The 20,473-nt window shown below is 49.7% G+C and carries 16 protein-coding genes; 11 read left to right on the top strand and 5 right to left on the bottom strand.

Going from position 1 to position 20,473, the window contains the following annotated elements:
• Positions 1–174 precede the first annotated feature (174 nt).
• A complete protein-coding gene (locus tag JW814_02480) occupies positions 175–648 on the top strand; it encodes a hypothetical protein (GenBank protein ID MBN2070297.1) in 474 nt (157 codons plus the stop codon).
• Positions 649–833: 185 nt separating this feature from the next.
• A complete protein-coding gene (locus JW814_02475) occupies positions 834–2,846 on the top strand; it encodes a T9SS type A sorting domain-containing protein (GenBank protein MBN2070296.1) in 2,013 nt (670 codons plus the stop codon).
• 65 nt (positions 2,847–2,911) lie between these two features.
• On the opposite strand, the gene hemW is transcribed toward JW814_02475, so the two are convergent.
• The 3 genes from hemW to hcp all read right to left on the bottom strand — a co-directional run bounded on the left by hemW (position 2,912) and on the right by hcp (position 7,641).
• A complete protein-coding gene (hemW, locus tag JW814_02470) occupies positions 2,912–4,027 on the bottom strand; it encodes a radical SAM family heme chaperone HemW (protein MBN2070295.1) in 1,116 nt (371 codons plus the stop codon).
• Positions 4,020–5,816, bottom strand: a complete 1,797-nt coding sequence (lepA, locus tag JW814_02465) for an elongation factor 4 (protein MBN2070294.1) — start codon at positions 5,814–5,816, stop codon at positions 4,020–4,022. Before lepA ends, hemW begins: the two co-directional genes overlap by 8 nt.
• Positions 5,817–6,006: 190 nt before the next feature.
• On the bottom strand, positions 6,007–7,641 hold the full coding sequence (hcp, locus tag JW814_02460; GenBank protein ID MBN2070293.1) for a hydroxylamine reductase: 1,635 nt from the start codon (positions 7,639–7,641) through the stop codon (positions 6,007–6,009).
• Positions 7,642–7,855: 214 nt separating this feature from the next.
• Between hcp and JW814_02455 the strand changes: the two genes are divergently transcribed.
• From JW814_02455 to JW814_02440, 4 genes are all read left to right on the top strand, one after another.
• Positions 7,856–8,506, top strand: coding sequence for a Crp/Fnr family transcriptional regulator (locus tag JW814_02455; GenBank protein MBN2070292.1), 651 nt, complete (start codon positions 7,856–7,858; stop codon positions 8,504–8,506).
• 194 nt (positions 8,507–8,700) lie between these two features.
• Positions 8,701–9,843 carry an aminotransferase class V-fold PLP-dependent enzyme gene (locus tag JW814_02450; GenBank protein ID MBN2070291.1) on the top strand — a complete coding sequence of 381 codons (1,143 nt, stop codon included), beginning with the start codon at positions 8,701–8,703 and terminating at the stop codon, positions 9,841–9,843.
• Entirely contained in the window at positions 9,840–10,343 is a 504-nt protein-coding gene (locus JW814_02445; protein MBN2070290.1) for a hypothetical protein, read from the top strand. The genes JW814_02450 and JW814_02445 overlap by 4 nt, the downstream gene beginning before the upstream one ends.
• Positions 10,344–10,367: 24 nt before the next feature.
• On the top strand, positions 10,368–10,952 hold the full coding sequence (locus JW814_02440) for a hypothetical protein (protein MBN2070289.1): 585 nt from the start codon (positions 10,368–10,370) through the stop codon (positions 10,950–10,952).
• Between the two features lie 34 nt (positions 10,953–10,986).
• Here the strand turns inward: JW814_02440 and JW814_02435 are convergent, their stop codons facing one another.
• Positions 10,987–13,164, bottom strand: coding sequence for a M28 family peptidase (locus tag JW814_02435; protein MBN2070288.1), 2,178 nt, complete (start codon positions 13,162–13,164; stop codon positions 10,987–10,989).
• Positions 13,165–13,273: 109 nt separating this feature from the next.
• Between JW814_02435 and tldD the strand changes: the two genes are divergently transcribed.
• The 5 genes from tldD to JW814_02410 all read left to right on the top strand — a co-directional run bounded on the left by tldD (position 13,274) and on the right by JW814_02410 (position 20,157).
• On the top strand, positions 13,274–14,689 hold the full coding sequence (tldD, locus tag JW814_02430; protein MBN2070287.1) for a metalloprotease TldD: 1,416 nt from the start codon (positions 13,274–13,276) through the stop codon (positions 14,687–14,689).
• Positions 14,690–14,708: 19 nt separating this feature from the next.
• Positions 14,709–16,052 (top strand): TldD/PmbA family protein, encoded by a 1,344-nt coding sequence (locus tag JW814_02425; protein MBN2070286.1) that lies wholly within the window; start codon positions 14,709–14,711, stop codon positions 16,050–16,052.
• 204 nt (positions 16,053–16,256) lie between these two features.
• Positions 16,257–17,654, top strand: a complete 1,398-nt coding sequence (locus JW814_02420) for an MBL fold metallo-hydrolase (protein MBN2070285.1) — start codon at positions 16,257–16,259, stop codon at positions 17,652–17,654.
• Between the two features lie 7 nt (positions 17,655–17,661).
• Positions 17,662–18,330: an endonuclease V gene (locus JW814_02415; protein ID MBN2070284.1), complete on the top strand. Its 669-nt coding sequence runs from the start codon at positions 17,662–17,664 to the stop codon at positions 18,328–18,330.
• A 228-nt stretch (positions 18,331–18,558) separates the two neighbouring features.
• On the top strand, positions 18,559–20,157 hold the full coding sequence (locus JW814_02410; GenBank protein ID MBN2070283.1) for a rhomboid family intramembrane serine protease: 1,599 nt from the start codon (positions 18,559–18,561) through the stop codon (positions 20,155–20,157).
• 24 nt (positions 20,158–20,181) lie between these two features.
• On the opposite strand, the gene JW814_02405 is transcribed toward JW814_02410, so the two are convergent.
• Complete coding sequence (locus JW814_02405) at positions 20,182–20,457, bottom strand: hypothetical protein (GenBank protein ID MBN2070282.1); 276 nt, start codon at positions 20,455–20,457, stop codon at positions 20,182–20,184.
• Positions 20,458–20,473 lie beyond the last annotated feature (16 nt).

Below are 20,473 nucleotides of genomic sequence, written 5' to 3'. Positions count from 1 at the left end.
GAGATAACGCGGCACTGGTCAAGTGCCTTCCTAGGGGAAATCCTGGGATGCTCGCCGTCAGAGTACTGGAGGGGTTTTCAGCGGCGGATATTTTTATCAGGGGAACTGCTGCCTGTCAGCCGGTTCCCCTGTTTCGGCGCATGATACCTGCGATCACATCGGGAGGTACGCGTTGTGAACAGGGATAAGCGGGCGGAATTGATCGAGTTCTATCGCTATTATGAAAAAGCTCTTGGAAGCAGGAATATCGATGATAGATTCGATGCTCTTATGAATAAGATACCACCACCCCCTGCCAGCCATCCGGATTCCGATCACGAGGAGATCGAGCTTCTCTACCAGCCATATACTGAACCATTTGCCGGAGATCATCCCTGGGCGGCGGCGAAAGAGCCATATAAGGAAGAAGCGATCAGGTTCTGTTCAAGGGATGGCCGGTTTCTGCTGAGAGAATTTCAGGACAGCATATCGAAACACAGGACTTTTCATCTGGTGGGGGAAAGCCGACACGGAACCGGTGAAGTCGAGATTATAATAGATGGAACCAGCCTGTTCCCTGACAAGTCCGGCATGCTGGAAATCGATCCGAATGGACCCGGGATTAAAAAGGATTCAAAGATCCTTATAAAGCGTCATCTTCCCAGCTGATCATCTGCTGATGATGATACAGACCCGTAAGGGGCATATCTGTCGCCGGATATGCCTCTTTTCGTTTCCCCGGCGATTATCATCCCCCGATCCGGCCGGCAACGATCTGGCCTGGTCGACTTGCCTGTCAGGGTCATTTGTAGTATTATTAGTATAAGAGATTGTTGATTGAACAGGTTACATTAATGAAAACTCTTTGCGCGAAACTCGCTCTTATTCTCACCCTTGTCTCATCCCATACGGCCGGGGAACCTTTCGATACTATCCATCACGATCTGATCTCAAAAATCGACGCGGCCAGATCAGGCCGGCTTTCCACTGGAATACTGAGAATGCCTGATCCTACACCATCTCAGACCGCCTATGATGTAAAACACTATGACATCTCAATTGCGATAAACCCGGCGACTCACCAGGTCGAAGGCAGGGTAATAATCACCCTTGAAAGCATGTACGGGAACCTCTACGAGATCGATATCGACGCTGACGCTATCCTAAATATCCTGTCAGTATCGATTCCCGCTAAACCTTCCGCCGTTTGGGGAAGGGTGGCCGACATGATAACTGTGACTATCCCTTCCGGCCTTTCCGCCGGAGAGGAGATCCGGATCGAAATACTATATGACGGGTTTCCCGAGGGAGCAGTCGACCCGGGACTTTTCTTCAGAGTATTCGATGGAGCTCCGGTGATCTACACGTTGAGCGAGCCCTGGGGAGCCAGAACGTGGTATCCCTGCAAGGACTACCCGGATGATAAGGCGTTGTTCGATATATCGATAGCTGTTGAACCGGGACTGTTCGCCGCTTCAAATGGTCAGTATATCGGTGAAAGCGACACTACGCACTGGGGAGCGCCTTACAGGAAGTACAAATGGCGCGAGAATCATCCCATGGCCAATTACCTCTTTTCAATGGCGATATCAGATTACGTGAGACTGGACGATTACTTCGTGCATTCACCTGGCGAGACTATGCTGGTGACCAACTATGTCTATCCGGCAAGGGTAAATCAGTCTCTCGTCGACCTGGATATTCAGGTACCGGCTCTTGATTTCTTTTCTTCCGTATTTGGCCTCTACCCCTTTATCGATGAAAAATACGGAATAGCGATGTGTTCCATAGGGGGAGGCATGGAACACCAGACATTGACAAGTTATGGAGGTTCCCTGGTGACCGGAGATCATCGTTATGACTGGATCCTGGTCCACGAAATGGCTCACCAGTGGTTTGGGGACCTCGTCACATGCGGGGACTGGACTCACATATGGTTGAATGAAGGATGGGCCAGTTACAGCGAAGCCCTCTGGTTCGAACATCTTGAAGGCGCAGCGACTCTGCGCTCCTACATGGAATCAAAGGACATCCCTCAATACTGGGCGGGGCCTGTCCTCAGATCTCCAGATGAAGATGATCCGTGGTATTACTTCAACAACGTCGTTTACAGCAAGGCTGCCTGGGTCCTGCACATGCTGAGGCATATTATGGGAGACGGAAATTTTTTCGCCGCGACTCGCGCTTATCTGGAAGATCCACGGTTCAGGTTCTCATATGCCGAGACTGACGATTTTATCGAGATATTCGAGGGGTTTTACGGTTCAGATCTTGATTGGTTTTTCACCCCCTGGCTCACCAGGGAAGACAGGCCTGACTACACGCTGCTCTGGGACAGTTACCCGGAAGATGGGTCGACGCGTTTATCCGTAGCGGTAATCCAGAATCAACCAGGGCCGTATACTATGCCGGTAGACCTGAGAATATCAACCGGCGCCGGTACTGTTGACACCTTTCTCTGGGTCGATGAAGCCGAAGAATCTTTCCAGCTTGTGGTGGATGATCCTGTCGTCGACGTGCAGCTTGATCCGGACCACTGGGTCTTGCGCGAGCTTACGACATCGACGGTAGGAGATGAGGATCTCCCGCCTCTCACTCTCCTTTCACAGAATTACCCCAACCCGTTCAATCCCGTAACGAATATCAGTTTTACTCTAAGAAGGCCTTCCAACATCTCTCTGAAAATATTCGACCTGTCAGGCGCCCATATAGTCACTCTAGCAAGGGGATATTTCCAGGCTGGCACCTTTACCAGAAGATGGAACGGAATGAACGACCACGGCGAAAAAGTCTCCTCTGGACTCTATTTTTACAGATTATCCACCGACGGCATTGACATGACCCGAAAGATGGTCCTTCTAAGGTGATACGGGTCGAACCGCTTGATATCGTCCGGCGCTCACCACATCCGCGCGGCTGCTCCCCGGCAAGACTATAAAAAAAGAAGAGGTAGCGTGTCAGCGACAAGGAATCCAGCTATCGTCGGGATGGCCCGGTCGTCACGGATGAAAAGGAGCCGTTCCCTGATCAATTCGTCCACGGTCCTCATTCCTCCTGCAAAACCGCTCAGGAGGGAAAGTGGTACTCCATGCGCAGTCCTTAATCCCAGATACAGGTCCTCGATCGAGATCTGTTCCGGCGATAGTTCTTCTTCTCCACTTACGCAGCTGATTCCTTTATCCGCCAGATCGCAATATTTTTCAACTGACGCGATATTCCACCATCTTCGATCAGCTCTTAATGAATGCGCTGAGGGCCCAAGTCCGAGATAATCGGTTCGATTCCAGTACCTGCTGTTATGCCTGGAAATAAACCTTTCTTCTCTCGCAAAATTGGAGACCTCATAATGAAGGTACCCGTTTGCCGTAAGAATCTCGTCGGCGAGCAGAAAAAGTGAACGCTGCAATTCATCGGATATCTCGCTGATCTTCCCTTCGGCCAGAAGCCTTCCCATATCAGTCGATTCTGATATTGTCATCTGGTAACAGGAGATATGCTCCGGTAAAAACCTGACTGCCTCTTCAAGCGTCCTTCTCCAGGATTCTTCCGAATGGTTGTGAAATCCAAAAATCAGATCCAATCCAAGATCACCGACACCCGCCTCACGAACAGTTACTATCGCTCTCCGCGCCGCCTCGGAATCATGCCTTCGCTGAAGAAAGACCAGTTCGCCTTCATCGAACGACTGAACGCCCATACTTACTCTTCCTACGCCGGATCTGCGGTACGATTCGATTTTTTCCCTGGAGATATCGTCGGGATTCACCTCTATCGTGATCTCCCTGTCAGGCTGGAATGAGAATATATCCGAGACCTCTTCCAGCAAAGCAGAGATATTGGAAGCGTCAGGAAAAGACGGAGTGCCCCCGCCCAGGTAGATGGTGCCGAACTCACTGAACTGTCTGCTGTATAAACGCGCTTCCTTCGTCAGGACATTGAAAAAATCTTCCTGCAGTTCTTCATTTTCGATTGAATAGAAATCGCAATAACCACATCGCCTGCCGCAGAATGGAATGTGAATATATAAACCCGGAGATCTTTCAATCATCGCTTGCCCTGAGCACCGCCACGAAGGCCTCCTGCGGAATCATGATCTTTCCGATCGCCTTCATCCTCTTCTTACCTTTCGCCTGCTTCTCAAGGAGTTTTCTCTTTCTTGTGATATCCCCCCCGTAACATTTGGCGGTGACATCTTTCCTCATCGCTGAAATAGTCGAGCGGGCTATGACCTTGCCTCCTATGGCTCCCTGAATGGCGATCTTGAACATATGGCGAGGGATCTCCTCCCTGAGCCGGTCGCAGATCTGCATCGCCCGGGACCTGGCCCGTTCACGGTGCACGATGGCTGAAAGAGCGTCCACCTTCTCGCCATTTACCAGAATATCTATTTTTACCAGATCGTCTTTTCGATAATCGAGCAGATCGTAATCGAACGATCCATACCCCTGGGTGATCGTTTTCAGCTTGTCGTAGAAATCATGGATCACTTCAGCAAGGGGCATATCAAAAAATATCTCGATCCTGCCCGGCAGCGGGTAGTGAAAATGAGAGTTGACTCCCCTGCGGGCCAGGCAGAGCTTCATCACCGAGCCCATGTATTTTTCCGGGATCATTATAGTGGCCTTGATAAAGGGCTCCATCGCCGTCTCTATCAGCGCCGGATCGGGATAATATTCGGGATTATCTACTGTCATCTCTTCACCGTTTGTAAGTATGAATCTATATTCCACGCTCGGCGAAGTCATTATTATCGACTGGTTGAATTCCCTCTCAAGCCTTTCCTGGAAGACCTCGAGATGAAGCAATCCCAGAAATCCGCATCTGAATCCCTGGCCCAACGCCGCGGATGAGTCTTTTTGATAAGTGAGCGAAGCGTCATTGAGTTTATACTTCTCAAGAGCGTCAGTCAGGGCCGCGTTATCATCCGAGTCGATAGGATAGATGGAAGAGAATACGACAGGTTTGACCTCCTTGAACCCAGGGAGAGGATCGACAGGCGGGCCATCGTCAAGAATGATAGTATCCCCGATGCGCGTATCACTCACCGTCTTTATTCCCGCTATTATATATCCGACCTCCCCGGCCTGCAGCTTTCCCCTTTTTTCCCTTACGAGCTTGAATACCCCCACCTCCTCGACCTTGTGAGTGGTCCCGAGAGACATCAGGCGTATAGTATCCCCTGTCTTTATGATTCCATCGACGATCCTGCAACTTATGATTGCTCCACGGAACGGGTCGTACTGAGCATCGAATATAAGCGCGCGCAAAGGTCTGTTCGCGTCTCCTGACGGCGCGGGTATTTTTTCAGTTATCGCCTCAAAAATATCCTGTATACCCTTCCCTTCCCTGGCGCTGCAGAGGATAGCATCATCTCCATTGATCCCAAGTTCCACATCGATCATCTCTCTCGTCCGTTCGATATCAGCCGATGGAAGATCTATCTTGTTTATGACCGGGATTATCTCAAGGTTATGCTCAAGGGCCAGATACAGATTAGCCTGGGTCTGCGCCTCGACTCCCTGGCTGGCATCGACCAGGAGAAGGACCCCTTCGCAGGACGCTAGTGCCCTCGAGACTTCGTAGGAAAAATCGACATGCCCGGGAGTATCGATCAGGTTCAAAATATATTCTTTTCCCGATCTTGCCGTGTACGGAATGCATACTGTCTGGCTTTTTATCGTGATCCCCCGCTCACGTTCAATATCCATATTATCAAGAAGCTGATTTCTGAAATTGCGGTCCTCGACCATGCCGGCATACTGGATCATTCTGTCTGCCAGAGTGGACTTTCCATGATCGATATGGGCCGTTATACTGAAATTCCTTATTTGTTTCATATCCGTTCCTGACCTGGTTGTTTTGCATATTCAGCCATCTTGCAATTTAGCTGTTTCAAGCTGTCATGTAAATGGGATATATCGGCAGACCCGGTATAATATAAAGAATGCGGCCCTGGATATCCCGATCCGTTGAGCCGCATTCAAGCAATCATACGCTTTCACACCGGCCGGACCGGTGAAGCAGCGATCATTCCCCCCTCACGATCGAAGCGATATCTTCCTCGGCATCTCCGGTCGGTTTTATATCGAAATTATCGACCAGGACCTTCACGACATTTGGCGAGAGAAAGGCCGGCAATGTAGGTCCGAGACGGATCCCCTTGACGCCGAGCGAGAGCAGGGCCAGCAGGACCGCGACAGCTTTCTGCTCATACCAGGCGATATCGAAAGAGATCGGCAGATCGTTGATATCGTCAAGCCCGAAGACCTCCTTGAGTTTCAGGGCGATGACCGCGAGAGAATAACTGTCGTTACACTGGCCGGCGTCGAGCACCCTGGGAATTCCCCCTATATCTCCCAGGTCGAGCTTATTATACCTGTATTTGGCGCATCCGGCGGTAAGTATGACCGTATCATCGGGTAGTCCTGCGGCGACTTCGCTGAAATAATTTCTCCCTTTCTGCCGTCCATCGCATCCGGCCATCACCACAAACCTGCTGATAGCGCCGCTCTTGACCGCATCGACAACCTTGTCGGCAAGAGCCATTACCTGATTGTGCGCGAATCCGCCGGTAATTTTTCCGTTCTCCAGTTCGACGGGCGGTTTTGATCTCTTGGCAAGTTCTATGATCTCCGAGAAATCTTTCGGATTCCCGTCTTTCCGGTCAGGGATATGCCTGATCCCCGGATACCCGGCCATTCCGGTGGTAAATATTCTTTCGCGGTAGGAATCCTGAACTGGAGTAATACAGTTCGTCGTCATCAGTATCGGGCCGTTGAATGATTCGAATTCGGTGTTCTGCTTCCACCACGCGTTTCCGTAATTTCCCGCCAGATGGCCGTACTTTTTGAACGCTGGATAGTAATTGGCGGGAAGCATCTCGCTGTGCGTGTAAATATCGACTCCGGAACCTTCAGTCTGTTTCAGCAGTTCATCGAGATCTTTCAGATCATGGCCTGAGATGAGGATGCCAGGATTAGTCCTCACTCCCGTATCAACGACCGTTATCTCGGGGTTGCCATACGTCGTACTGTTGGCCTTGTCAAGAAGAGCCATCGTTTCAACGGCCATACTACCGGATTTCATGACCATGGCAACCATATCATCGAGAGAAAGTTCCATGGTCGTCGACGCGAGAGCTTCCATGATGAAGGCATATATCTTCTCATCCTCATGACCGAGGACCTCGGCATGATGAGCATACGCCGATATCCCTTTCAGACCATAGACAAGCAATTCCCGCAACGAGCGCTGATCCTCATCGCCGGTGAGGGGGACACCGGTCTCGATCGCCTTGTCCTCCATCCCTTTGCCAGGACCGGGCTTCCATGTCGCCGCGTCGTGCAGGTCATCCCCGGCATCGGAACCATACCTGGAAGCAAGATCATCCCTTATCTCCAACCCTTTCTTTATCAGGCTTTTGAATATCTCATCGTCAAAATTGGCGTTGGTTATCGTCGCGAAAAGTGAGCTCGTGATGAACCTTCCCGCTTTCGTCAGTGAATCCCCTTTTTCCGCCGCTTTGACCCCGTATATGGAAATACCTTTGAGCGTGTAGATCAGAAGATCCTGGTAATGGGATGTCTGTTCGCTCTTGCCACAGACCCCCCTGACCGTGCATCCGCTGTTTTTAGCCGTCTCCTGGCACTGAAAACAGAACATTCCCATGAGCTTCTCCTTTCGACCGTCCATCGCTTTGCCGGACCGGCATGATCCGTTCACTCGCTCAAGATACCAGGTCCGGTGATTTCCGCCTTGACCTGGGTCAATAGTACGTTTTTTTTCAAATTACGGTGATTATGTCATGCTATCGGAATATGACGGTCCTGCCAACTTAAAATTGACATTTTCCAGCAAACAGCCTATACAATGAGGAATGAAAGAGATCCTGTCAAAATCAGAGATCTTCAGCGGCCTGCCTCAGGATATGCTCGCCCGGATCGTATCTGATGGAAATTTCAGAAGTGTCATCAAGGGTGGCCTGGTATTCTGTGAGGGAGATATCGGAAAAGATTTCTTTATTCTTGTCGACGGCAGGATACGGCTCCTCAAATCGACTGAGGAGGGCCGCGAAATAACGGTAAAGATCATTTCACCTCCCGAATCGTTCGCCGAGACTATCCTGTTTGCCAACGAATACTACCCGGTCACTGCCTTGGCTATAGAAAATTCGCGATTATTTTCCTTATCCAGAAGAGTCTTTACAGGTTATCTCGATAAAAAAGAATTCAGAGACAGATTTCTGACTCTTCTGATGAAGAGACTCGAATACCTCGCCGACAGGATACTCTTTCTCACGTCATTCGACGTCGAGGAAAGATTTTTCAGATTCCTCAGCGAAAATTACGGCAGACACGAAAAATACAATATCGACATTTCGAAGAAAGAGATGGCAGGAGCGGTCGGGACGATACCGGAGACTTTTTCCAGGCTGCTCAATCGACTTAAAACCGCTGATATTATTGAATGGGATAAGAACGAGCTGACACTTGCCGTTGGATTCTGGGAGCGGTCGAATATCCGGTGACGAGCCGGCATTCACTCCCACTGACCCGTATTGAAACTCCTTGCCCCTCTTTATCGTACTATTTAACGACAATCGACCGATCAGGGAGAAGGTGAACGCTGATTGTCAGCTGACGCCATTGGGGATCATCTATTGTTTTAACTTGTAACTGGATCGTGCTTCTGCGAGACTCTACCAATAAACGGGAGGCTTGATTGTCCAATAGCATAGACTGGAAACTGCACAGATCGGATTTTCCCGCAGCCAGGCATTACACATATCTAAACGCAGCTGCTGTAAGTCCAATGTCTCTGCGGGTAAGAAACGCGATAGGAGAAGTGAGCGATCTTTTCGTCAGTAAGGGAATGCTCTGCGAGGAGGAAGTCTTCGCGAAAGTCTCCGGGATCCGTAGCTCCGCGGCTGCTCTCATCGGCGCTACCGCGGAAGAAATAGCCTTCTCGCGAAATACCACTCACGCGGTCCTTCTCGCGGCAAACGCGATCCGATTCAGCGAAGGCGATAACATAGTGATGCCCGCGATAGAGTTCCCGGCCAACGTATATCCATGGATAGGACTCACTGAAAAAGGCGTCGAAATAAGGATGGTAGAGCCTGAAAACGGAAAAGTCACCGCCGAGATGCTGGCCGATATCTGTGACGGCAGAACCAGAGCAGTCACTGTGAGCTATGTCCAGTTCTCGACCGGCCAGCGAATCGACTGTCAACAGCTTGGCAAGTACTGCCGTGAAAGAGGGATTCTTCTGCATATCGACGCTATTCAGGCTCTTGGAGCATTAAAGATCGACGTAGAGAAGGAAATGATCGACCTCCTCTCGTGCGGCGGTCATAAATGGATGCTGGCGACACCTGGAATAGGATTGTTTTATTGCAGGAAAGACCTGATCAAAAAACTGGCCGTGCCGAACCCCGGCTGGACCGGAGTGGTCAATCCGCGCGATTTTCTCGATTATAATTTCGAATATCGCGATGACGCTTCCCGGTATGAGGAAGGTTCGCATAATCTGCAGGGGATCTACGCGCTCGGCGCGTCAATAGGGAGATTTCTTGAGATCGGGACAGATAAGATCGAAGAACGGATCATGCATCTTACGTCGTTGATTGCCGAAGGGCTCGAGTCGAGAGGGTATTCCATCTCCAGCCCGTTTAACGATGATGAGCGATCCGGGATTATCTGTTTTTTCGATCCGGAGAAAGATTCAGGAGAGATCTACCGCCAGCTGACTGAAACAAACGTCATATGCAGCCTTCGCGAAAAAACGATAAGACTCAGTCCCCATCTGTACAATGACCAGAAGGATATAGAAAAGTTTTTTTCAGCGCTGGAGGTGACGAAATGAAAAAACGTGAAAAGAGACAGTCCGTGGTCCCCGGCCTCATACTGATCTGCGTGGGGATCATCGCTGTCCTGAGCAACTTCGAATTACTTGATCTTGACTGGGACGTCCTGTGGACATATTTCATACTGGTTCTGGGTATTATATTCTGGCTGGGATATATCTTCGACAGGAGCAAGGAAGGACTTATCATGCCTGGAACGGTCCTTTTGACGTACGGAGTCATATTCAACCTTGCGGCCAGATTCAGATGGGCTGATATGTCGGATCTATGGCCTTTCTTTATACTTGGTCCGGCATTCGGTTTCTACGCGATGTTTCTCTTTGGAAAGCGAGACCGTGGTCTTCTCGTTCCAGCAATAATCCTGACAGTTGTCGGCGGTGTATTCCTGCTGCAGAGTTATACGATCATCAAGTATCTCTGGCCACCGGCACTGATCGTGATCGGAGTACTTATTCTTATGAGAAAAAGGGGCGGGGAAGAAAACGGCATCGATTATTGAAACGGGCTTTTTTGGAGGATTGAAATGACCTTTTTATCAAAAAACAGGGGTATAGGCCTGATACTTATAATCGTCGGGTTTCTGTTCATAATCAACAATTTCGGATTCTTCGATTTCGGGGAGTCGCTATGGAAGCTTTCCCCCCTTCTTCTTGTGTGGTGGGGATTTCATATCCTGAGGAAAAGAGGCAGAGCCACGCATGGTGACAGTGATTTCCAGGTCTTTGGCGATACCGTGGCGACAACATCGAGCCAATACGTCAGGAATTCCAGCGCATTCGGGGACATCCGTCTGAAGATAGAGAATGAAAGATTCTCCGGAGGGACGCTGAGCAATATTTTCGGCAAGATCTCGATTGATTTGACAAGCGTCGACCATATAGAAAATTATGGCCAGCTCGATATCCACTCAGTATTCGGAGACCTCATCATAAGGTTACCTGAGAAGATCGCGTTCGAGATAAAGGGAAGCAACATATTCGGATCGACTGTCACACCGGATGGAAAACCGGTCACCTCCGGTTATACCAGTCCGGGATTCGATGAATCTTCGGAAAAGATCACTATCAGGATATCAATGATCTTTGGAGATGTGGAGATAACGAGATAAGGCTCGATCGACTCGCGCCTGGCAGTCAGTTTGATCACCTCAGGATGACCGTTTTTTTCACCTTCGTGTAAGGACCCGCTTCCAGTCGGATGAAATAGAGGCCACTCGCGACCGTCTCTCCCGTCTCATTCCTGCCGTCCCATTGATAGACTATCCTGTCGGGGCCAAGCCTTTCATTTATCAGCCTGGCGACCCTTCTTCCCGATACATCAAATATCGATAATTCGACCGGGAGAGATTCGGGAAGTTCGAAAGGTATGCTTGTAGAAGAAAAAAATGGGTTTGGATAGTTCTGATACAGGACGACCTGTTCGGCCAGGGGAACGCTTCTCAGTCCTGCAAGGCTGACCGCGGCTCCAAGAACCGATCTCACCACGTCAGCAACGTAATTAAAATCCATAAAATCAACGAGGTCAGTACAGTTGTGATAATGAGGATTCTCGAAATACCCCGTCTCAATAATCAGGACTGCTGGAATTTCATCGATTTCCTTGAATGCAAGATTATCGCTGGCGGGCTGGTGTGAACCTCTGAAACCCCAGTCAAGCGAATATATCCTGTTATAAGATTCTGATGATCTCATAAGAAGATCGACAAGAACGGTATCGGCAGTCCCGTCATATCCGGCGACACTTATCGTTGAGTTGCCGGCATAGTCGTTTCCCGCCATATCGATGTTGAAGACTCCTTCATAGGTCACTGAAGGATCGAGATCCCGGGCGAAAGCCACGCTCCCCATCAGTCCCAATTCTTCTCCATCGAAAAGTATGAACTCGACCGTCTTTTCAAGGCGCGCGTCGGCAAGCAATCTCGCGCACTCCATGACCGATGCTACTCCGCTTCCGTTATCGTCAGCACCTGGCGCGCAAACGAAAGGATCTGTACTCCTGTTTATCGAGTCGTAATGACCGCATATTATGATTCTGTTTCCCGGCAGCGTTTCTCCCTCGCGCCTGAAAATTATATTTTTTCCAAAGATCGTATCGCTGAAAGCGTATATGCTGCAATCAGGCGGAAGATATTCATCAGTCGCTACCCTGACTACCTCGTCCCTTCCGGCACCCCATATCGTGCCGGAATCCGAGACCGCGATCCTCCAAACGTCGGTCTCTCCCGTGCATTCGACTCCGGTTCCTGTCCAGGTCGCGCCCCCATCCTCGCTTATCCAGATATCCCCCCCACCACCGGAGGCTATTGCCTTGACTGAGTCGACCATCACGACGCATCTAAGATCAGCATCTACAACCGTCTCTGTCCAGTTCTCTCCCCCGTCTGTCGTATAGCAGGTCACTTTATTTCCGACTATGATTCCCCTGTCCGCGTTAAAAAAATCAACATCGTTGACCCAGGCTGAAGCCTGGTACACCGGCATCCACGTACGACCGAAATTCTCACTCTCGTAAAGATATCCCCCCGTCGTTACGACCCAGAAGTGAAAAGGCCCGGTAGCTGATGAACCATTGATCGATCTATAGCCGAATTCCGAGGGGTCTACCTCTGAGAACCAGCTTTCTCCACCATCGGCAGTATACAGAAAAGATCCCGCGTCCCCGGCAGCAAAACCAAAATCTTCGTTCCAGAAAGTGATCGTATTAAGGGCGTAGACATTCTGGTTGTTTCCATCGTAAGAGAGGATCCAGGTCACACCACCATCTGTTGAAGTAAATATCCTTCCGTATCCACTTCCGATCGTCTTGCACGCGGCGAATAATCTTCCGCCCGGACTGTTCACAAGTTCTATGACTCTCCCGCCGACAGACGATATAAGCTCGAACGCTGTCCATCCATCACTTGCCGTCGCCCTGAATATATTGCCCTCGATCGAACCCGCCCAGACGGTATCCATCCCGGATGAGATATCTATCCCCGTAAGGTCCGGGGTATCGATCGTCAGGATGAATTCTTCCGTCCATGGTTGATATCCCAGATCTGAAGCGACTTTCATCAGATATTTCATCGCAGTGGTCTTCTGATCGGAAAAGGTATATCTCGTCTTGATAAGGGTCATCATGCCATCGATATTTACTGAATCCTCTCCACTGATCGCCCTCACTGTTCCCTCTATCGAGAATGGATTCACCTTGTCGATGAGATCGCACACCTGGCAGGTCTGCGAGTGCAGGGAACCGCTTATCGCGACGGGGATCACGACAATCGATAATAGAAGAGCCTTGAGGCCGGCATGGCTGTAATTCAAAATAAATCCTTTCAAAATCATGACTCCATGCTTATTATACCAGTTGGTTTTCCAGTACGCAACCGATCCGCTTAATCATCGGAAACGATTGGAGACCGTGTGAATACGGCGGAGGTGCCCGAAAGTGTCAGGACCCTTATATCAGTTCAATATCAGTGATGAAGAGATCGAAAAGATCCTGGGCGCCGCTCTGTCCAAAGGCTCTGATTACAGCGATATTTTCCTTGAACACACGATCGTCAATATTATCACGATGGAAGAAGGTATCGTAAAGGAAGGAGTCAAGTCAATATCGCTGGGGGCCGGCATAAGGGCTGTAAAGGGAGAGGGCACCGGCTACGCTTATACGGAGGAATTATCGTTCGATAAAATGAGACAGGCCGCGCTTACCGCCGCGGCGATAGCAGATTCGGGAAATGCTGGCGGAACAGCTCCGCTTTCCAACGTGCCTTTCAAGAACCACTACCCGATCATCGATTTCACTACTGACGCCGCGCTCCGGAAAAAGACAGGATGGATCGAAAAGGCTGAAAAAGCCGCCAGAAGCTTCGATCCACGAGTCGTAAAAGTCTCCGTTACTATAGCCGACAGGTCGAGCAATATAAGGATAGCGACCTCTGACGGAAGATCACTGAGCGATATAAGGCCAATGACAAGGTTGTCTGTTTCAGTAGTAGCTGAAAAAGAGGGGACGCGGCAGACTGGAGTCTCAAGCGGTGGAGGGAGACTCGGCCCGGAATATTTCACCGGAGGCAGGGATCCGGAAAGTCACGGAAAAGAAGCCGCCAGACAGGCTGTCCTCCTTCTCGAAGCAATTGACGCTCCCGCCGGTCCGATGGAGATAATCCTTGCTCCCGCCGATTCCGGCATCCTCCTTCACGAATCGGTAGGACATCCTCTCGAGGCCGATTTTATACGGAAAGGGACATCGGCGTACACGGGACGCATAGGAGACCAGGTTGCCAGCAGACTTGTCACCGTGATAGACGATGGAACGATCGATCATGACCGCGGATCCATAAATTTTGATGATGAAGGGACTCTTCCGGAATCGACTGTCCTGATTGAAGAAGGGATTCTCAAGGGATTTATGCATGACAGGATCAGCTCCAATTTTTTCGACCTCCCCCTGACGGGGAATGGCAGGAGAGAATCGTACAAATACCCGCCGATCCCCCGTATGACGGTGACTTATCTGGCAAATGGCCGATCTGATCCTGGAGAGATCTTCGCCTCGACGAAAAAGGGTATTTACTGCAAATCTTTCATGGGAGGGCAGGTAGATATTTCCAATGGTGATTTTGTGTTCGTTCCAGTAGAAGCATACCTGGTAGAAAACGGCAAAATCACGGCTCCGGTCAAAAACATGACTCTTATAGGCAACGGCCCTGATGTCCTGTCAAAGGTTACAATGGTGGGAAACGACTTTGCTTTCAGTGACGGCCGCTGGACATGCGGTAAAGGACAGCTTGTTCCTGTCGGAGTAGGGCTACCGACAGTCAAGATATCGGAGATCACAGTCGGAGGAAGCGATCTCTGACATCATCAGGAGAAAAAAAGTGAACCCGGAGGAGATTAAAAAGATTGCCGCCTCCACAGTCAGGATCGCCCTTGATGAAGGAGCAGAAACTGTGGAAGTAAGCGTACTTTCCGACAATCAATTCGGAGTTACGATAAGAAACGATAACATCGAGAATCTTACCGAATCCGGATCCAACGCCATAGGGATTACGATTTCAAGGGATAAACGGAAATCTTCAGCAACTTCGAGCGATCTGTCTGAATCGAGCATCAGGAGACTTATCCATGAAGCGGTCGAACTTTCATCGGTAATGGACAGGGATGAGTACTTCGGCCTGCCTGATAAGGATGAACTCGGCTCGACCAGTGAAGATCTCGGCCTTTTCGACTTTGAATCGGCAGAGATTTCGACTGAAAAGAAGATATCTATAGCCCGGGATCTCGAGAGGATCGCTCTCAAATCTGACAGCCGGATCATATCGGACGGAGCCTCTTTTTCCAGCGGACTCTTTGCTTCGGCGTACGCGAACTCCCTCGGTTTTTGCGAAGGATACAGACAGACCCACAATTCGATAGATATCTCATGCGCCGTGGAGGACTTTCAGGATGGAGGAGAAAACACTGGGAAGAAACAATCATCATACTGGTTTTCCACTTCGACCTCTTTCAGAGACCTCGACCCCGTTGAAAGCGTAGCATCTACAGCGGTTGAGAGAACACTGAGAAAACTCGGAGCTGTAAAACCTGATACCTGCGAAGTGCCTGTGATCTTCGACGAGGTGACAGCAAGGGGCTTCCTCGGTTCGATCGCGTCAGCGGTCAACGGAGGCAACATCTATAAAAGAACTTCTTTCCTCGCCGATATGACCGGCATGCAGATATCTTCACCACTCGTCACGATAATCGATGATCCGTTGATTCCCGGAAATCCCGGCAGCAGGCCATATGACTCTGAGGGAGTCAGATCGAAAAAGACCACAGTCGTGGAAAACGGGATCCTTCGCTCATTCCTGCTGAGCAGCTACCAGGCAAGAAAATTGTCGCTGAAAACAACGGGAAATGCGGGAGGAATATCCAATTTTTTCATGAAAAAAGGCTCATCCTCCATCGACGATATCATCTCCAGCATTGATAACGGTCTTTTTCTCACCTCCCTCTCCGGACCCGGAGCAAATATATCAAGCGGTGATTTTTCCCAGGGTGGTCAGGGTATCTGGATAATCGATGGCAAACTGGCCTTTCCAGTGAGCGAATTCACAATAGCGGGGACTTTCAGCCAGATGCTCTCCGGAATAGTAATGGTCGCGGACACGCTCGATTGGAGGACTTCGATCGCTTCGCCGGCGTTCAAGATCGAGGGAATGACTATCAGCGGAAAATGATCGTGCCTGATATTTTTTCAGTGTCGTTCATGCCTTGGCTACCGCTCGCGGGTGTTGCCCGTGCCGGGAACCCGGGAGATTGTCGAAAAATATCAAGAAAAGGGGTGCATTAATCATCCTCAGCCCGTAGATTATATGAAAATACAGGATCTGATTCGGCCTTGAGGATGATCCCGGGGTCTCATCGGACGGGAAAGGAGCAACATGAGTGTCAGGATCAAATTCATAGGCGCGACGAGGACTGTTACCGGATCAAATATCCTGGTTTCGACGGAAAAATCCAGGATAATTATCGATTGCGGACTTTTTCAGGGTCACAGGGAAGAATATTATAAACGAAATTCCGAATTCTCATACGACCCATCGACCTTGAACGCCTGTATCCTGTCGCACGCTCATATCGACCACAGTGGAAATATCCCGAATCTTGTAAAACAGGGCTTCAACTCCCCTATCCATACTACTGACGCGACTCGCGACCTCTGCGGCGCGATGCTCCCGGACTCGGGGCATATTCAGGAAGAAGACGTCAAATACATAAACAAGATCCATAAAAGAAAGAGCCTGCCTCCTGTAGAGCCCCTTTATAACAGGAAGGAGGCTGAAGATTCCCTTCAATACTTCGCCGGTCATCCATACCTTCAAAAAATAAAAGTCACTGATGATATATCGGTCACTTTCCATGACGCAGGACATGTTCTCGGATCAGCCACCCCCCTGATAGAACTTCAGGATGGGGACAAAACGATCCGGCTTGCGTATGCCGTCGACCTTGGCAGAAAAAACATACCAATACTCAACGACCCTGACAGGCCTGAAAATATCGACTACCTGATAATAGAATCAACTTACGGCGGCAGGTTGCACGACTCAGTCGATACGACGAAAGACAGGCTTGCTGAAATAATAAACAAGACCGTCGAAAGGGGAGGCAAGATCATTATCCCCTCTTTTGCCCTCGAACGGACCCAGGAGATAGCCTACTACCTTAACCAACTGCTTCTGGAAGACCGGATACCGGGAATACCGATATATGTCGATTCCCCACTTGCAGTAAATGTGACCGAAGTATTCATCCGGCACCCCGAATGTTACGACAAGGAGATGTATGAAGCTTTCCGATCCGGAAAGGACCCTCTGGGAACAAACAGGATCGAATATATCAGGGATGTCGAAAAATCAAAGGCCCTCAATTTCGATGACCGGCCAATGATTATAATCTCCGCTTCAGGAATGTGCGAAGCTGGAAGGATAGTCCATCACCTTAAAAACAATGTCGGCGATCCAAAAAATACGGTTCTTGTGATCGGATATATGGCGGAAAATACATTGGGAAGAAAAATAGTCGAGCGCCAGGAGAAGATAAAGATCTTCGGCGAAGAACATATTCTGAGAGCTCAGGTTGAGATCATGAACTCTTTCAGCGCTCACGCTGACAGGGATGAACTTCTTGAATACGTGGGACCTTTGAAAGGATCTGTCAAAAATATTTTTATAGTTCATGGAGAAGAGTCCCAGTCAAAGATGTTTCTCGACCTTCTTAAGGAAAAGGGATTCCCCGGACATCTTCCCGTACCTGGCGAAGAAGTAGAGATATCCTGATTGAATCATGGAAAAGAATTGTTTTCTTGAGCACTGGGACGGGACTGCTTCGGGCGGCATAGCGATACAGAACAAGTTAAGAACGAATGTGATCAGAAGATGGGAAGCCGCGCCTGTACGCAATATAGGCGCGGCCGACGTGCATTTCCCGGAAAAAAATACCGCTCGCGCCGCGATCGCGGTCCTGTCATATCCCGGACTCAAGATCATCGATTCATCGGTATCACTGATGAGATGCGAGATCCCTTATATTCCAGGCCTCCTGTCATTTCGGGAGATCCCTTCAATATTCCGGGCCTGGAAAGGCCTGAAAATCATTCCTGATATCATGATGTGCGACAGCCACGGTATCGCTCACCCCCGCCGGTTCGGCCTCGCCTGCCATCTTGGATTGATCCTTCACCTTCCCGCGATAGGATGCGCCAAGTCCCATCTTTACGGAGACTTTGCCCCTCCGGGAGAATTCAAAGGGGACATATCCCCCGTCAGGGACAAATGGGGGGAAATAATCGGAGCTGCCGTCAGGACAAGGAATGGAACGCGACCTGTCTATGTCTCTGTGGGTCATATGATTGATCTGGATAAATCGATCGAGCTGACGATCGCCTCTTCCCCGCGCTACAGGATACCTGAACCATTAAGAGCAGCTCACCAGCTGGCCGCCGGAGATCGTTAAAGCGTTCCCCGCTGAAAGATCACTCTTGTCAGAGACTCCCGCCGAAACACGGTGGAATCGTTCTTGCTGTTACCCATTACCGGAAGTGGCCAGTTTCAACACGATGTGGTTTATCGTTCATATCGACAATATGTTAGGAGAATTTATCCAACATCTTCGATATATCGGTTTTTCGCTGAATCTCAATATGCAATGGTCTGATCCCGGATCGTGGCAAAGGGGCCCCGGATGATTATTATACCGATAGGAACAAAAAACACACTCGCCCTGAAACCGCTCGTTACGATCTCCCTTATCGTGACATGCGTGGTTATTCATATTTTATCGGGCCTTACATCCGAGGACCCTTCCGAAAAGCTCATTACGATCTATCCTGATCTATATGCCGATCAGGTGCACCTTTATCTCCTCGAAGAAAATCCAGGTGACCCGGACGGTCAATATCTCGATGAATATCAGTCAGCAGCTATCGCGAGTATCAGGAATGCCCGCGATTTTCCCGCTATTGAGGAAGGGATCTATGTCGCGACGGGAGAATCATTCGACTGTATAGAAAAAATCGGGGAATTCGGCGATATCCTCCTTTCACGAGACGAATCATATTATCACGGAGCTTCGCAGGCAAACAATCTTTTCAGGGACTGGAAGATACGCAAGGAAGAGGAGGACCGCGCTCTGGCCGGCCTGCCCTCATACTCCCTCGGGTTGGTACCGGCTAAAATGAACAGGATATGGACTTTCGTCACCCATCTCTTCCTTCATGGAGATATCTGGCATCTTCTTGGAAACATGCTTTTCCTGTGGGTCGTCGGATGCCTGCTCGAGGACAGTTGGGGCCGGTATCCGTTTCTCGCCTTCTACCTTGCGGGCGGCATATTCGCCGGATGGGCTCACTGTCTTCAGGATACTTCCTCGAGTATTCCGCTGATCGGCGCCTCCGGAGCGATCGCCGCGATCATGGGCGCTTTCACTGTCAGGCATTTTATGACCCGGATCAAGTTTTTCTATTTATTCATCTTCCTGTTCCGCCCATTCTGGGGCAATTTCTACCTCCCCGCTTTCGTTTTCCTGCCTTTCTGGTTCTTCCAGCAGGTCGCGTTAAAATCGCTCGCCGAATTCGGAGGCGGAGGATCAGAAGTGGCATACCTTGCTCATATAGCGGGATATATGGCCGGAATCATCACCGCACTCACTTTTAAAGCTACCGGAGTGGAGAAGAAATGGATCGATCCGATGGTCGAGAAAAAACAGATCGACGAAGGTGTGCTCAGCGACCCGAGATTTGATGAAGGATGCCGTTTGATAAACGAAAATCAGATCGGAAGGGCGAGATTGATATTTTCACAGCTGCTCCAGGACCGCCCTGAAGATCTCAAGCTTGCCATTGATATCTGTTCCATTTACATCGAACACGGAATCTTCGATGACTGCCTCATCCTCGGGGAAAAGACTTTGAAGACCCTGATCATCAGATCCCGCCTTTATGAAGCGACTGACTTTGCCTTCCGGCTGATAGCCTGTGACCGGTTGACTATTCAGGCCCAATCGCTCATGCGTATAGGTAAATGGCTTGCAGAAGAAGACAGATATGGAGAAGCACACGATATATACAGATATATAATCGAGAAAAATGAGTCCCCTAATATTGTCGCCAAGACCTCGATACTCCTTGCGAGGATCCTCAGCGATCATCTGAACAATCCATCAGACGCGATTGAACTGATAAACAACGCGCGGTCGGATGATCTCGACAGATCACTCCTTGACACTCTTGACGAGACTGTCAGAAAGATCGAAACCGACAGCGAAGCCCTTTACCAGAACTGACGCCTTCAGGCACGGCAGGACCAATCATATCTTTTCAAGCAGGTCCGTGACTACTTCTACAATATTTTCCGATCCTCCGACCAGTCTCGCCCTTAACCGGCCTTTTCCATCAATGATAAAGGTAGTAGGAGTATACATCGCGTTCAGCTTGTTCCTGGCATATCCCCGGCTATCGAGAAGCAATGGTATCGTGATATTCTTTTCATCGAGGATCTCGCGAGTCTTACCGAGCATTCCCTTGGCATCGGTCAGCAGTATCCTGAAACCAAGTTCTTCTTCTTTTTTCCTGAGTTCTTCCATTTGCGGCAACTCCGCA

The organism is Candidatus Krumholzibacteriota bacterium, assembly GCA_016932415.1.
In the GTDB taxonomy this organism is placed as follows: domain Bacteria; phylum Krumholzibacteriota; class Krumholzibacteriia; order Krumholzibacteriales; family Krumholzibacteriaceae; genus Krumholzibacterium.
Note: the sequence above shows the minus strand (reverse complement) of the source record. Positions and strands in the feature narration are given on the sequence as shown.

What these genes read in the sequence shown, in the direction of transcription:
- JW814_02475 (MBN2070296.1), top strand. Translation starts at nt 834, where the DNA reads ATGAAAACTCTTTGCGCGAAACTCGCTCTTATTCTCACCCTTGTCTCA.
- hemW (MBN2070295.1), bottom strand. Translation starts at nt 4,027, where the DNA reads ATGATTGAAAGATCTCCGGGTTTATATATTCACATTCCATTCTGCGGC.
- lepA (MBN2070294.1), bottom strand. Translation starts at nt 5,816, where the DNA reads ATGAAACAAATAAGGAATTTCAGTATAACGGCCCATATCGATCATGGA.
- hcp (MBN2070293.1), bottom strand. Translation starts at nt 7,641, where the DNA reads ATGTTCTGTTTTCAGTGCCAGGAGACGGCTAAAAACAGCGGATGCACG.
- JW814_02455 (MBN2070292.1), top strand. Translation starts at nt 7,856, where the DNA reads ATGAAAGAGATCCTGTCAAAATCAGAGATCTTCAGCGGCCTGCCTCAG.
- JW814_02445 (MBN2070290.1), top strand. Translation starts at nt 9,840, where the DNA reads ATGAAAAAACGTGAAAAGAGACAGTCCGTGGTCCCCGGCCTCATACTG.
- JW814_02440 (MBN2070289.1), top strand. Translation starts at nt 10,368, where the DNA reads ATGACCTTTTTATCAAAAAACAGGGGTATAGGCCTGATACTTATAATC.
- JW814_02420 (MBN2070285.1), top strand. Translation starts at nt 16,257, where the DNA reads ATGAGTGTCAGGATCAAATTCATAGGCGCGACGAGGACTGTTACCGGA.
- JW814_02415 (MBN2070284.1), top strand. Translation starts at nt 17,662, where the DNA reads ATGGAAAAGAATTGTTTTCTTGAGCACTGGGACGGGACTGCTTCGGGC.
- JW814_02410 (MBN2070283.1), top strand. Translation starts at nt 18,559, where the DNA reads ATGATTATTATACCGATAGGAACAAAAAACACACTCGCCCTGAAACCG.
- JW814_02405 (MBN2070282.1), bottom strand. Translation starts at nt 20,457, where the DNA reads ATGGAAGAACTCAGGAAAAAAGAAGAAGAACTTGGTTTCAGGATACTG.